The 12,508-nt window shown below is 48.0% G+C and carries 14 protein-coding genes; 4 read left to right on the forward strand and 10 right to left on the reverse strand.

The window, feature by feature from the left end; translation table 11 throughout:
• Positions 1–72 precede the first annotated feature (72 nt).
• Complete coding sequence (locus BC343_RS12570) at positions 73–594, forward strand: hypothetical protein (protein WP_078348143.1); 522 nt, start codon at positions 73–75, stop codon at positions 592–594.
• Between the two features lie 53 nt (positions 595–647).
• Here the strand turns inward: BC343_RS12570 and tssD are convergent, their stop codons facing one another.
• The 5 genes from tssD to BC343_RS12595 all read right to left on the reverse strand — a co-directional run bounded on the left by tssD (position 648) and on the right by BC343_RS12595 (position 4,642).
• Positions 648–1,214 carry a type VI secretion system tube protein TssD gene (gene tssD, locus BC343_RS12575; protein ID WP_078348144.1) on the reverse strand — a complete coding sequence of 189 codons (567 nt, stop codon included), beginning with the start codon at positions 1,212–1,214 and terminating at the stop codon, positions 648–650.
• Between the two features lie 44 nt (positions 1,215–1,258).
• Positions 1,259–2,233: an ankyrin repeat domain-containing protein gene (locus tag BC343_RS12580; RefSeq protein ID WP_078348145.1), complete on the reverse strand. Its 975-nt coding sequence runs from the start codon at positions 2,231–2,233 to the stop codon at positions 1,259–1,261.
• Positions 2,234–2,245: 12 nt separating this feature from the next.
• A complete protein-coding gene (locus BC343_RS12585) occupies positions 2,246–3,682 on the reverse strand; it encodes an ankyrin repeat domain-containing protein (RefSeq protein ID WP_078348146.1) in 1,437 nt (478 codons plus the stop codon).
• Entirely contained in the window at positions 3,666–4,187 is a 522-nt protein-coding gene (locus BC343_RS12590; protein ID WP_078348147.1) for a hypothetical protein, read from the reverse strand. Before BC343_RS12590 ends, BC343_RS12585 begins: the two co-directional genes overlap by 17 nt.
• 101 nt (positions 4,188–4,288) lie before the next feature.
• The gene (locus BC343_RS12595; RefSeq protein ID WP_078348148.1) at positions 4,289–4,642 is read right to left on the reverse strand and encodes an import component protein; all 354 of its coding nucleotides are present in this window, start codon (positions 4,640–4,642) and stop codon (positions 4,289–4,291) included.
• Between the two features lie 230 nt (positions 4,643–4,872).
• On the opposite strand from BC343_RS12595, the gene BC343_RS12600 reads away from it, so the two are divergent.
• Together BC343_RS12600 and BC343_RS12605 are read left to right on the forward strand one after the other, a co-directional pair.
• Positions 4,873–6,807: a helix-turn-helix transcriptional regulator gene (locus tag BC343_RS12600; RefSeq protein ID WP_078348149.1), complete on the forward strand. Its 1,935-nt coding sequence runs from the start codon at positions 4,873–4,875 to the stop codon at positions 6,805–6,807.
• A gap of 169 nt (positions 6,808–6,976) precedes the next feature.
• Positions 6,977–7,576, forward strand: a complete 600-nt coding sequence (locus tag BC343_RS12605) for a dihydrofolate reductase family protein (RefSeq protein WP_078348150.1) — start codon at positions 6,977–6,979, stop codon at positions 7,574–7,576.
• A gap of 290 nt (positions 7,577–7,866) precedes the next feature.
• On the opposite strand, the gene BC343_RS12610 is transcribed toward BC343_RS12605, so the two are convergent.
• Positions 7,867–9,240 carry an aspartate kinase gene (locus BC343_RS12610; protein ID WP_078348151.1) on the reverse strand — a complete coding sequence of 458 codons (1,374 nt, stop codon included), beginning with the start codon at positions 9,238–9,240 and terminating at the stop codon, positions 7,867–7,869.
• Positions 9,241–9,610: 370 nt separating this feature from the next.
• Between BC343_RS12610 and BC343_RS12615 the strand changes: the two genes are divergently transcribed.
• Positions 9,611–10,300 carry a hypothetical protein gene (locus tag BC343_RS12615; protein WP_078348152.1) on the forward strand — a complete coding sequence of 230 codons (690 nt, stop codon included), beginning with the start codon at positions 9,611–9,613 and terminating at the stop codon, positions 10,298–10,300.
• Between the two features lie 13 nt (positions 10,301–10,313).
• Here the strand turns inward: BC343_RS12615 and BC343_RS12620 are convergent, their stop codons facing one another.
• The 4 genes from BC343_RS12620 to BC343_RS12635 form a co-directional block, all read right to left on the reverse strand.
• Positions 10,314–10,598 (reverse strand): UBA domain-containing protein, encoded by a 285-nt coding sequence (locus tag BC343_RS12620; RefSeq protein WP_078348153.1) that lies wholly within the window; start codon positions 10,596–10,598, stop codon positions 10,314–10,316.
• Between the two features lie 8 nt (positions 10,599–10,606).
• A complete protein-coding gene (locus tag BC343_RS12625; protein WP_078348154.1) occupies positions 10,607–10,852 on the reverse strand; it encodes a hypothetical protein in 246 nt (81 codons plus the stop codon).
• A gap of 154 nt (positions 10,853–11,006) precedes the next feature.
• A complete protein-coding gene (locus tag BC343_RS12630; RefSeq protein ID WP_143822168.1) occupies positions 11,007–11,501 on the reverse strand; it encodes a thioredoxin domain-containing protein in 495 nt (164 codons plus the stop codon).
• Between the two features lie 8 nt (positions 11,502–11,509).
• A complete protein-coding gene (locus tag BC343_RS12635; protein ID WP_078348156.1) occupies positions 11,510–12,472 on the reverse strand; it encodes an ROK family protein in 963 nt (320 codons plus the stop codon).
• Between the last annotated feature and the right edge of the window lie 36 nt (positions 12,473–12,508).

Here is a 12,508-nt window from a genome sequence, read left to right on the forward strand (position 1 = left end):
ATGTAGATATATCGGCGATAAGTAGCGATGGTGAATGTAAATATGTGCTATATTTATTGAAGCTTTTACTAAATGACCTTTCCACTCTCTGTCCGTTTTAACAGGCCTCTACAAACAGATATCACTCCCGGCAACAAGGCCCAGGTGTTACAGCTGATAAAGGATGGTATTATATCAAAGAAAGCAGACATGGTTATTACAGAAGATATGTCGGTTAGCTACAAAGGGACAACATCAACCATGAAAGGCTCTATATTTGGCAGCGTTGATAGCGGTATTTTTAGCCTAACATACGAAAACGACAACTGGTTATTGAAGTACCAGATTGATATGCGCGAACTCTTCATTTTCACATCCATATTGGCTGTTGTTATGGAAGTTTTTACGCTTTCTATTAAGGGGCCGTGGTGGTTTGGTGTGGCGGCATTTTTGTGGGTATGCGGTGCTAATTGGGCAGTAACGGTAGTAAGGCACGGCTTTTTAGCCAATAATATTGCCGACGAAATAAATGAACAAACAGGTGGAAAACCAAAAGTGGAAGCAACCGAAATTGAAAATGATAAAATGACCGGAGAACTTAAAAGTTGGTTTTAACGGGTGACAACATCCTCATTTAAACTCTCCAGTCAATTTATCGCAAACTGCCTCTACTGCTCAAAATTCACCCCATCAATAGCCAGTTCTTTGCAATTGATAGACAATACGGCGCTCCCGTAACTATCGCTGTACCCTACTGCCGAAAATTGGTCGGAGTAGGAATAGAGTGAGCCTTGTTTGAATTTCAGCGTTTTAACTACTTTGCGACTTGTCGGGTCGGTTATAGTAATACTACCATCGAATTTAGCTTTGTTGCGGGCCAGTATCTTCAACATTTCGGGGCTTAGGTTTTTGGCCTCCGCACCAATGTAGGCGTTACCATTACGCGGGCGTGGTGTGCCCGGGAGTTTTACTTTGGCGCTGTCTTTACCCGCTTTGGCCGTTTTTGCGTCTGCAGGCGCATGCTCCTCATCATCCTCGTAGCGGCTTATGGTGAGGTTTACCGATGTAAGCTCGGTTACTATGGGTTTGCCGCCGTCCATAACGGTCATTAACATTTTGTTTTTCTTTTCGGTATCTGTCGCCGTTAGCTCGTCACGTTGCGCAAAGCAGCTCCCTTCTTTTAAAATTACTATCAGGGCGGCTAAGCCAACCAGTGCAAAAATTACTTTTTTCATGATGTGTATATCTTAATGTGAAACCATTGAGCCTATCAGGCCCTTTATTCTCCGGCACCGGCAACTAATAGTTGCTCCAGTATTTCGGTATAGCCGCGCTCGCTGGCAAAATCCATAGCGCTGCGGCCGTCGTTATCAACAGCTGTAGCTTCGGCACCTTGTTCCAGCAGCATGGCGGTAAAATCGTTAAAACCGCATTGGGCGGCCACAATTAGCGGTGTTTCGCCAAAGCTATTGCGCGAGTTTACCTCTGCCCCTGCCTTTATCAGCGTTTTGCCTAAATGGTGTTTACCCATACCCGCTGCAAAATGCAATGCCGAGTTGCCATTAAGCACATGCTGGTTTACATCGGCACCGTTTTTTAGCAGCAGTTCTGCCAGGTGGATGTTAGAGTTGCGTACCGCCAGTATTAGCGGGCTTACACCTTCGTTATTCAACTCATTGGTATTTACGCCATCGCTTTTCAGCAGGGCAATTACCGTTTCGCTTTGGTTATTGTAAACCGCCTGGTGCAGCGGCGTATTGCCATGGTCGTCTTTACGGTTGGTGTTTTCGCCGCCTAAGTTGGTTACCAGGTCGCGCATACCATTAGCAGTGGCATGGTCGAGCAGGCTGTAGCCACCGTTATCTTTGGTATCGGTAGCCGCGCCAAGCGAAACAAGGTAAAGGGCGGTCTCTGTTTTCCCCGCCAGCACGGCATAGAAAACCGGTGTTTGCCCGTAATTATTGCTTGCGTTCACGTCAGCACCGGCATCTGTAAGCAGTTTTAGCAGTTCTTTACTCCCCGCGCGTGCTGCGCAGTGCAAAGGCGTTTCGCTTGTATTGTTGGCCAGGTTAACATCTGCACCGGCATCAACCAGCATTTTGGCAATATCTTTAGCGCCCTTTGTGCAAACGTAGTAAAGCGGCGTATTGCCCAGGGCATCGCGCTTATCTACGTTTATTCCGCCCTTTTTTAAGAAGGCCTGTACTATTCCTTTTTGTGCGTTTTTGCACGCATTCAAAAACATGTTATCCATAGATATTTATAGTTAAGCCAGTATTTGCTTCACCACGGTCTCGTTACCGCTTTGCACGGCAATATCCATGGCAGTTTGCCCGGCGTTGTTCACTTTTTCAATGGTAGATTCGTCGTGATCCAATATCAAGCCCACCAATTTCTTGGCCGACATATGGTCGCCATTGGCCGCAGCATACATTAGCGCGGTATTGCCGTTATTATCGGTATAAGTGGTGTCAGCATTGTTATCCAACAGTAATTCGCCAATGGCGTATTTGGCCTCGTTGCCCTTTTGCGCAAAATTCATCAGCGGGGTTTTGCCAGCGCGGTTGGGTTTGTTAACATCGCAGCCGGCCTCTATCAATTCTTCGGCCAGTGTGTTGTTTAGGTCGGCAAGGTAGCCCGCCTGGCAAATAATATTCAGCGCAGTATCCCCATTGTTGGTTATGGCTGCATCCAACTCCAAACCGTTGCTTATTAGCGTACGGAGTATCTTTACCATATCCTTCAAATCCTGGCTCATACCCCGGCCAAAGTCGCTAATGCCCTTTTCCAGGAGACACCAAACGGCCGTTTCACCACTGCCCGTCCTGTAATTCACGTCGGCTCCCCCGGCAACAAGCAGCTTCACCAAGGGTTCTGATGGATACTCGCATGCCAGCATCAAAGGGGTGCGGCGCCACTGGTCGGATAATTCGTTTAAGTCGGTACCGTTCTTTATAAGCGCTTCTAAGGCTGCCGCGTCACGGTTCAGCACGGCTTCATGCACGGTCATCCCGCCTGTTGCTGTATCGCTTTCGTCGCCGCTTAGCACGGCAGCTATCTCCTTTACCCCACTGCGTTGCGCGTAGGTTAGCGGCGTGGTACCAAAAACATCTTTGTCTTCGGTATCTATGCCGCTTTTCTCTATGAGCACGCGCACGGTTTTAGTGGCGGCTTCAACGGCACCGGGTATGGTTTTGCGGTGCACCAGTTTATCGCATATTAAATGCAACAGATTTTTACCTTCCTCGGCCGTAGCATCCATTTTCAGGCCTGTATCGCCAAGGGCATCCAGCATGGGGTACATATAAACCAGCCCCGCTTCCATGTAGGCCAGTTTGCCCGAATCGTTCTTCTTTTTTGGGTTAATGCCCGCTTCCAGCAAAGCCTTAGCGGTATCGTATATCTTAGTAGCCTTTTCTTCGAGGCCCGGCGCGTTCAGGTCGAACTTTGAGGTGGCCAGCGCATGGAAGGCTGTGTTGCTATATTTATCGGCATCGGCGCGCAGGCCGGCTTCTTTTAAAAATGCGATGGCTGGAGCATCCGCAAAGCGTGCGGCCAAATGGTACAGATTTTCCTCCTGCTCGTTCCTGATATCAACACTTGTAAGTGCACGGTACAGGGCTAAAACATCTGCCTGCTCGCCCGTTGCGGCAAATAAGTTGCGATGATAGGCATCGCGTATTTGATTATATTCGGTGTTCATGTTTTTCAAGGTTTTGTTTAGCTATGGCCAAAGCCTCGCTAATGTTACGGTAGTTTTTGTAAGCCAAAGGTGTGGCCAACTCTACCACTTTGTTGTAATGGCCCATTTGCAGCCAGCAGTCCGTTTTCAGGCGGATGATGGCATCGGCAACCACTGGGGCCATTAGGTTGATGTACTTTTGTGAAATGGGCTGGTAGTGCCTATCCAGTTGGTTTTGCTGCGCAAGCATAGCTGTGTAGAAACTGTCTGCAAAAGGCTTTGTTTGCCCCGCGTTAACGGGAAAAAGTTGCTGAGCCTTATCGAGGCTTAATATCGCCTCGCGGTATTTGCCTGCCGAATAATAGCATAACGACAAATTGTATTGCGTTACCGTGCTGTCGGCCGCCTCTTTTTGCAAAAGCAAATAAGCATCGGCAAAACGTTGCTGTGTAATAAGTTGCGCTATCAATTCTTCTTCACTTTTTTCGGCTGCTGTACTGCTCTGTTTTTCTGCTGATAATAACATATCGCCTCCTCCTTAATTTTAGCCCGCCGGTTGCAGCCCGCTCCATTTTAACAGGGCGGGCGGCATACGGGCATTGTAATAAATTCAGGAATAGAAAATTATTATTGTTTGGCAGCATCTATGCGGCCATCGAAATTAAAACGGCCTTCAAAGAATTTACCAATGATGGGTAGCGGTTTCATAGCCTCATTGTTAGCGGTAACTACACCCAGCAGCAGCAACACTAAAGTAGCGCCGCTGATAATAAAGCTTACAAAGTACAGCGAGGGAATGATAGCAGCCAGTACAGATATGGCTATACCCAAAGCGAAGGATACTATAATAAGCCCCAGCGACTGCCCGAGGTGGTAATTGACCAGCGCGCTTTTATCCGCGCGTTTTTTAAACTCTAAGTAAGATACTACCCAACCGATGATGGTGATGTAGGCCACAATGGCCAAGCCTTTGTTTGTCATAGTGTTTTGTTTTTATGGTTAACTAATAAAAAGATGTTGAGGCAAAAGTACCCCGGCCAGCATCCCCCACCAAAAAACCGGCGCCTACAAGGCGTCTACCACTATAGGGCCACCGCGACTACAAATCGTCTACAACAATTTGGTAAGTTATTGTGTTACAGTTGTAACATTGCGCCATTTACGGTTACGTAAACAATGCGCTTTTAGCTACAAATACTGCCATAATACCTATGCTTTTAAGAAATACCGCGCTCATTATCACGCTTTTTACGCTCGCGCTTCATTCATCCGGACTATCGGCACAAAGCCTCATAACCGATTCGCTCGGCCGTGCTGCCAATAGTGCCGCACCTGCCGAAAGGCCCATAGTTACTGCCGAACTTGCCCGCGCAACACTGGAAGGCAATGCCACCGAAGCACTCAAAATAGGCGGCCGCGCCATATCCCTTGCCAAAGCCAGTGGCGATGCAGGCGCCAAAGCCTTTTGTTACGCCACCATGGCACACCTGCTGATGCAGAAAGGGCAGGAAAAACGCTCGGCAGTTTACATTGATAGCGCCATGCGCTGCGCCACAAAAACCACCAATAAACCATTGGCGGCCTTTGCCTGGTTACGAAAGGGCTGGCTGGAACTGGTGCGGGGGAATAATGAGAAAGCCATATCGGCCCTTCTACAATCGGGCCAGTTGCTTGACGGAGTTACCGATAAACGGGCTTACAGTTACAAAACGCTTATTAACCACTACATATCCAGCATATATGCTTATGGCAGCGATACATTAAAACAGCATAAGTACGCTCTTGCCTGCTTAGCTGCTTCTAAAGGGAGCGTTTTTGCGGACGACAAGCAAATAGGCTACATGACTATTGCGCACAGCTATTTCTCGGCTTTTGAACGGGATAAGAACCGCCGCGAGCAACTCGATTCATCGCTGTATTACTACCGCCGCTCGATGAATTTTTACCAGCAGAACCATGACAGGATATTCCTGCAAAGCAACGCCTCGCTCACGGCGCTTAACCTGGCCAATGCTTACTTCAAATACTTCCCGGTGAGCTACCGCGATAGTGCGCAACGCTATATTGATATAGCCCTTAACATTGGGCGAAAAACACATACGAGCGAGATAATAGCTAACTGCTACGGTATTTTAAGCGAGTATGCCCTGCGCCAAAAGAACTATGCACAAGCCGAACAATACTTGTTAACGGGTATAGGCGAACTGGCAAATTCGGCACCTGGGGTTGATATTACACGCTCGAGGCTGATGCTGGGCCTTGCCAATGTAGCCGAGCAAAAAGGCGATACGCAGGCCGCACTTAAGTATTACAAACAGTATGTAGATTATTACAGCAAGGTTTTCGATGCGCAAAAGTTGGGGATTGTGCAGCAGTTGGAAGAGGAATACCACGCCGCCCAGCGCGATAACGAGATAGCCCGCCTGCGCGAACGCGCTGATTACAACAAACGGCTAAACTGGCTTTACATAGCCATTGGTTCGGTAGGGATACTGGTTTTAGGGTTGTTGCTCAGCTCTTATCATTACAAGCTGAAGGCATCGCAACAGCAAAAGCAAATAGCCGAACAGCAGAACGAGGAAATAAGGCTCACCGCCGCCCTGCAAGAAGCCGACGCGCAACGCCTATTTTTAGAGAAACAGGAGGCTGAACTACAGGCCGAACTACGCGAGGAGGAACGCGCCCATGCAGAAGCACAGCAAGCCCTGCTGCAAGACCGTACCGAATGGCTGGAAAAAGAATTACTGGCCGGCTCCCTCAAAATAGAGGAAAAGAACGCCATACTGGAACTATTGAAAGAGAAAACCCGCGGCAGCGATTCGCCGCAGGCAGCCAGGCAAATTGGGCGCATTATTAATCAAAACCTTAAGATGGATAAAAGCCTTGACGAACAGCAAACCATCAGCCATATACACCCCGTGTTTTTTACCGCCCTGCAAGAACGCGCCGACAACTCGCTCACCCGGCTCGACCTTAAACACTGCGCCTATATTTTAATGGGGCTTGATAATAAAGATATTGCCAACCGCCTCGGCGTTGAACCCAAAAGCATCCGCATGGCACGCTACCGCTTAAAGCAAAAACTTAAACTGGGAAAAGATGATTCGCTGGACCATGCGATACAGGAGTTGGATAAAAGTGCTTAGTTGGAAGCCCTAAGTCTGTAGTCTGAAGTCAGGAGTCTGAAGCTGCTAAATCCGAAATCGAATATCCGGCATCCTTTGCCCCCTTTATAAGTCGCAAACACACCCGCGCGGGTTAGTTGGCAATGTTGACCTTTGGAATATCAAAACAAACTAAAAAGGAGAACTTACCATGAGAAAGTTAATTGTGCTGGAGTTTATAAGCTTAGATGGCGTAATGCAGGCACCGGGCGGCCCGGAAGAAGATACATCAAATGGTTTCGAGTACGGAGGCTGGTCGGCGGTGTATGCCGATGATGATTCGATGCCGCTGATGCTGAAACAAATGGCACCTGCCGATATACTGCTGGGTCGTAAAACCTTCGATATTTTTGAAGATTACTGGCCAAAACATGCTGATTACTGGCCCGGCATAAACGAGGTGACCAAATACGTACTATCGGGCACCCGTACCTCGTCCGACTGGCAGAACACCGTTTTCCTGAACAGCGTAGAAGATATTAAGAAACTCAAAAACTTCGACGGAGAGCCGATCAAAGTGTGGGGCAGCGGTGAATTGGTGAAGCTTTTATTAGAGCACGATCTGGTTGACGAACTGTGGCTGAAAATTTACCCTGTATTGTTAGGCAAAGGCAAATCGATATACAGCGATGCTACCATCCCACGGTCACTCAAATTAACCGAAAGCGCGGTGTTGCCAAACGGGGTAATCTTTGCCAATTACACCAAGGCAGGCGAAGTAAAAACCGGCACCATGGGGCCGGATGCGTAAGTAAACAACCGTTCGTTAATGAACCAATAGCGCATGAGCATACAAAGCGTATATTTCATAAAACGTTCCTACGGAACGTGAAATACTCGTTTGCCTGCTTCTACCCATAAAACATCCCGATGGGATGAGAAAATCGTTCCAGCGGAACGACTTATCGGTAGAAATCGAAAAGAAACAAATTTAACGTTCCATAGGAACGTTTTATGTAAGCTGGCAAATTTCAAAAGCTATAATAAACGAAAAGCCTTAATTCCACACGAATTAAGGCTTTTCGTCTAATGTCGATGAAACTATCCTACTGCCTTATTCAGCGCGATAATAGCCGTTTTAAACTGCTCGCGACCGATAAGGAACTGGATGTTCACCTTGCCTTTAGCCACACCGGCGCTGATGATATTAATATCGTCCTTAGCTAAAGCCATAGCAGCATTGGCCAATAAACCTGGTTGATCCATATTGGTACCCAACAGGCAAACCATAGCCACCTGCTCGGTGGTGATGCGCTCGAATTGTTTGCCAAGGTCGGCAATGAGGCCCTGCGTAAGATCGTTCTCCCATATCACAATGGTGATACTATTGGCACTGGTTACCTTAAAAGTATAGCTGATGCCGTGCTGGTAAAACACCTGCATAATGGCTAAGTCGGAGCCTACGTTGCCCGTCATCAGCGGGTCGTAAATGTCTATCATCAGCAATTGCGGCGTACCGGTGATAACCTCTACCCTTTTTACGTCGCTGATGTATTCCTTAGTGATAAGCGTACCCGGATGCGCGGGCTCGAAGGTATTCTTGATACGCAGGTGTATGCCTGCCATTTCCAGCGGTTTGGCCGCCTTGGGGTGTATGGCCTCCATGCCTACGTCGGCCAGTTGGTCTGCAATATCGTAGTTAGTGTTGCCTACGGGTTTTACATTTTCGATGCCTACCAAACCCGGGTCGGCGGTAGAAAGGTGGTATTCTTTATGGATGATGGCCTCCTGCGGTTTAAGCAGTACAGCTATCTTACTGAAGGTAACTTCCGAGTACCCACGGTCGAACTCGCGCATAATACCCTCGGTACCTTTGGCGTAGCCGGTGGCGATGCAAACACAGCTTTCCAAATCGATAGCGCCAAAAGCATCGGCAATACGTTCGCTGATGGTTAGCGCACGGCGATCATCAAAACCCGAAAGATCTACCAGTTTGGCGTTGATACCTTTAGTTTTAAGCACTTCGGTTAACACATAAGCCGAATGCGTTTCGCCGATCGAGGCCAATATCTCGCGCGTGGCTAACAAAATGCCTTCATTAAGGTAACCTGAGGCCAGCATCGTAGTGGCGCTTTCGAGGTAGGTTGATGCCTTGGCCAGGTGGCTATCAATAAACTCATCGGCTTTGGCTACATCCAACCCGAGTGGTTCATAATTCTTGTTCAGCGCTTTCAGGTTATCCAACACTTCGCCAAGGGCAACGTGATAGTCCTGGTTATTGGCCAGGCGATGATATACGCCGGGCGCCTTGGTCTTTTTATTTTCGAGCAGCAGATTGGTAACGCCCGAGAAGGCAGAAACCACAAATACACGATTGTAAAGGTGGGCACCTGTGCGGTTATAGCAGATTATATTTTCAACAACGTCGGCCAAAGCACTCATGGAGGTGCCACCGATCTTTTCTACAGTAAGCATATCAGTTCAAAAAGGCGAAACTAAGCATTTCCTGCAATACATGCTACTCTATAGGAATTATATACTTTGCGGTTAGGCAATACTTACTGAAGGTGGCACCTACAGAGCTATACCATCCTGTTTAAATTTCTACAAAAACGGTACCCCGCCGGGGTGTATGAACAATGCACTGAACACTCCGTTAGGAGTAGCGTGTTTGTAGCAGATGCACGAAAAAAGTAAACAGCTCCGTTAGGTGCCACCTATAGAGACGAAGATCGAGACCTCCCATAAACGCCATAACCACCTCATCTTAACAAACACTTAATACCCCCACCAAACCCATCCCCTCCTTTTGCGTTGTATTTGAGTAACCATAAAACAAATCGCTATGAAAATTAAACGCATGGCCCTGTGCCTTATGTTATTATTGCCCTTACTGGCAGCAGATGTTACTTCCGCAAAACCCACCACTGCACCTGCTGTTGATAGCTGGTATTTCCGCGCCGTGAGCGGCTACCCTGCTGCCATTGCTTTTGAGCCGGTGGTATTATTTAAAAACGGAGAATACTTTGATGTAGGCGAAGAGCCATTAGAACAACTGGATGTAGTGGCCTCTAAAGCTAAACGCCCTGCCGCATGGGGTACTTGGAAAAAAGTTGGCGGTACTTTCACTCTTACCAATTACAAAGGCAAAACACACGATTATATGCTTGGCAAAGGCAACTGGTTCCCGGCATTTGCTTATACGGGAGCGCTGAAATTAAAAAAGGGCTATAAAAAAGTTTCGGGCGGCGATTACGGCAATGGCACCCAGGCACTCTTCATCAATAAAATAAACTTTATAGACGATACCCATTATACCGAAGGCAGCAACAGCGGTATCTCTACCCCGGCAGCCACAGCATCCAGAAAAAGCAGTTCGGGCGGCACTTACCGCATCAGCGGCAATACCATTGAGTTTACAACAGAAGGCAAAACCATTAAAAGGTCGTTCGCTTTTGGTGCTTCGGGCTCGCCCGCAAAGGCAAGCAATACAATTATATTTATTGGCGGAGATGCTTTTACAGATACGGAGTAAGAAAGCCTCTTATTCAAAAAAATAGCAAAACCTCGGCAAGTATCTCGATGCAAGTGAAAACGAACTCGGCCTTACCTCCATTATTTGCCTTTTTAACCGGAGCTTTTTTCTTGCACCGAAAAGTTAGCTGCTTTTTTGAAAAGCTATCCGTTATAAAAGCTGCATTGGTTTCATCAAGCCCATGAGAGATCAATGCAGCTTTTATTTTGTCGGCAGTCCAGCCCTGCTCATGCAAGTATTTGGCATAGCGAACCATTTGGCTGGTAAAGTCTTCGTTTTGATGGTCAGTTGATTCCATGTTAAGGGTTATTTGCCTGCTGCCAAACCAAGCAAACCTAAAATGGTCTTTACGATGGTGCCGGCATTATCCAACCTTTCTTTTTTAGCTCTTTCGAAACCATCTACAATACAAGCCGCGTTGGTTTCATCAAGCCCGCGGGTAATTAATGCAGCTTTGATCTGTTCGCTGGTCCAACCTTGCTTATGTAAGTAACCTGCGTAACCGGCCATTTCGTTGATGAATGCTTCTTGTTGAAGATTTGGTTCTTGCATATAGATAAGGACTTACACGGTTTATTATTGTTACCGTAAATATAAAAAAATAAGCCGGCATGCGCCTGGCGGCGCATCCGGCTTGCTTAAACCAACATATAAGAACGAAGAGAAGCTTGTGTTAAGGGGGCCACATTTGCTTCCCTTCTTATTATCAATTTTTCTGCACCATGTCGGCCACCTCCCGTGCCATCGCCACAGCCTCGCCGCCAAAGGTTTTCACCAGCTTTCCCCCTGCGTACATAGCTGCGAACGGAAAGCGCTGCACATTAAAGGCCCGCTGCAAAACGTAAGTACTGCCTTCGGTACCCACAGTGATGTTTGGGTATTTCTTCAGCCCGTATTTTTCACGGAAGGCGATAACCGGCGGCAATGCCGTATTGGTTACCATTATCACTCGATATTTCTTCAGCCTATCCGCCTGCTTTACCAGGGCTTGGGTAAACTGTTGGCAATCCTCACAGTCGGGCGAGAAATAAATAAACAGCACTCTGCCCTTTGGCTTCAGGTCCTGCCCCGAGTAATAGGTAGCATCGGGCAGACCTATGCGGAAAGCCGGCCATGGCGCTTTGCTCTTTTGTGCATTTGCCATCAATACGGGCAATTGCAGCAGAAGCATCATCAACAATATCCTCGCGTACTTTTTCATCCGTATCATCAGTTACTCAAAATAGCCAGCGATAAGGCGGCCATATCGCCCACATTTTCGGATAATCCCGCAGGTACTATCTTGCAAGCCTCAACCGATTCAAAGTAGGCCTCCTTCTCTATAACTTCCATCATGGCAGGGCGCAACAAACTCTCGGCGCGGCCGAAAATACTACCCAGTACGATGAGCTCGGGGTTCAGGATATCGATGAACAAGGCCAACGCCTTACCCAGGTAGTGCCCGCAAATACGGTATACTTCAATGGCAGTTTCGTCGCCGGCATGGGCGGCCTCAGCTATTGATTTTGCGGTGACGCCCGTTAACTCGCTGATATGTTTGCAATAGCCAGTTGTTTTACCAACCTGCAACATTTCGCGCGCCTTGAACTGCCCTATCTGCGCAATGCCGCCGCCACTACAGAACCCCTCGAACGAGCCGGCCTTACCAAACCCCACAGGCCCCAACTCGGCCAGGCGGATGTGGCCAACCTCGCCCGCAAGGTCGGATATACCGGAGTATAGTTGCCCATTCAATATTAGCCCGGCTCCCATGCCCGTACCAAAAGTGAAGAACATCAGGTTATCGTAGCCCCTGCCCGCGCCGTATTTCCATTCGGCAACGGCACAGGCATTGGCATCGTTTTGTAACAACACCGGGCGGCCAAAGCGTTCGGTGGACATTTTTACAATGGGCACATTATCCCAGCCCAAAAGGTTCGGGGGCGACAATATCAGGCCGCGTTTGCTGCTCAGCGGGCCGCCACAGCTAATGCCTATGCCATGCAGCGAGGCAGCCGCTATGCCATATTGGGCCAGCAGGTTCTCTGCCGTGCTGAAGAGCTTTTCTATCATTTCGTAAACCGGCAGATCGGTCGGCATCGATTCTTTACAAACCAGGCGGATGTTGTCAGCTGTTTGCTCACCTATAAGCACCGCGCATTTGGTACCGCCAATATCAAAACCTAATAGCATATATAATTTTTATTAAAAAGGGAACTTATTAAACGG

The sequence above is a fragment of the Mucilaginibacter pedocola genome (assembly GCF_002013915.1).
Taxonomy (GTDB): domain Bacteria; phylum Bacteroidota; class Bacteroidia; order Sphingobacteriales; family Sphingobacteriaceae; genus Mucilaginibacter; species Mucilaginibacter pedocola.

What these genes read in the sequence shown, in the direction of transcription:
- BC343_RS12570 (WP_078348143.1), top strand. Translation starts at nt 73, where the DNA reads ATGACCTTTCCACTCTCTGTCCGTTTTAACAGGCCTCTACAAACAGAT.
- tssD (WP_078348144.1), bottom strand. Translation starts at nt 1,214, where the DNA reads ATGAAAAAAGTAATTTTTGCACTGGTTGGCTTAGCCGCCCTGATAGTA.
- BC343_RS12580 (WP_078348145.1), bottom strand. Translation starts at nt 2,233, where the DNA reads ATGGATAACATGTTTTTGAATGCGTGCAAAAACGCACAAAAAGGAATA.
- BC343_RS12585 (WP_078348146.1), bottom strand. Translation starts at nt 3,682, where the DNA reads ATGAACACCGAATATAATCAAATACGCGATGCCTATCATCGCAACTTA.
- BC343_RS12590 (WP_078348147.1), bottom strand. Translation starts at nt 4,187, where the DNA reads ATGTTATTATCAGCAGAAAAACAGAGCAGTACAGCAGCCGAAAAAAGT.
- BC343_RS12595 (WP_078348148.1), bottom strand. Translation starts at nt 4,642, where the DNA reads ATGACAAACAAAGGCTTGGCCATTGTGGCCTACATCACCATCATCGGT.
- BC343_RS12600 (WP_078348149.1), top strand. Translation starts at nt 4,873, where the DNA reads ATGCTTTTAAGAAATACCGCGCTCATTATCACGCTTTTTACGCTCGCG.
- BC343_RS12605 (WP_078348150.1), top strand. Translation starts at nt 6,977, where the DNA reads ATGAGAAAGTTAATTGTGCTGGAGTTTATAAGCTTAGATGGCGTAATG.
- BC343_RS12610 (WP_078348151.1), bottom strand. Translation starts at nt 9,240, where the DNA reads ATGCTTACTGTAGAAAAGATCGGTGGCACCTCCATGAGTGCTTTGGCC.
- BC343_RS12615 (WP_078348152.1), top strand. Translation starts at nt 9,611, where the DNA reads ATGAAAATTAAACGCATGGCCCTGTGCCTTATGTTATTATTGCCCTTA.
- BC343_RS12620 (WP_078348153.1), bottom strand. Translation starts at nt 10,598, where the DNA reads ATGGAATCAACTGACCATCAAAACGAAGACTTTACCAGCCAAATGGTT.
- BC343_RS12625 (WP_078348154.1), bottom strand. Translation starts at nt 10,852, where the DNA reads ATGCAAGAACCAAATCTTCAACAAGAAGCATTCATCAACGAAATGGCC.
- BC343_RS12630 (WP_143822168.1), bottom strand. Translation starts at nt 11,501, where the DNA reads ATGAAAAAGTACGCGAGGATATTGTTGATGATGCTTCTGCTGCAATTG.
- BC343_RS12635 (WP_078348156.1), bottom strand. Translation starts at nt 12,472, where the DNA reads ATGCTATTAGGTTTTGATATTGGCGGTACCAAATGCGCGGTGCTTATA.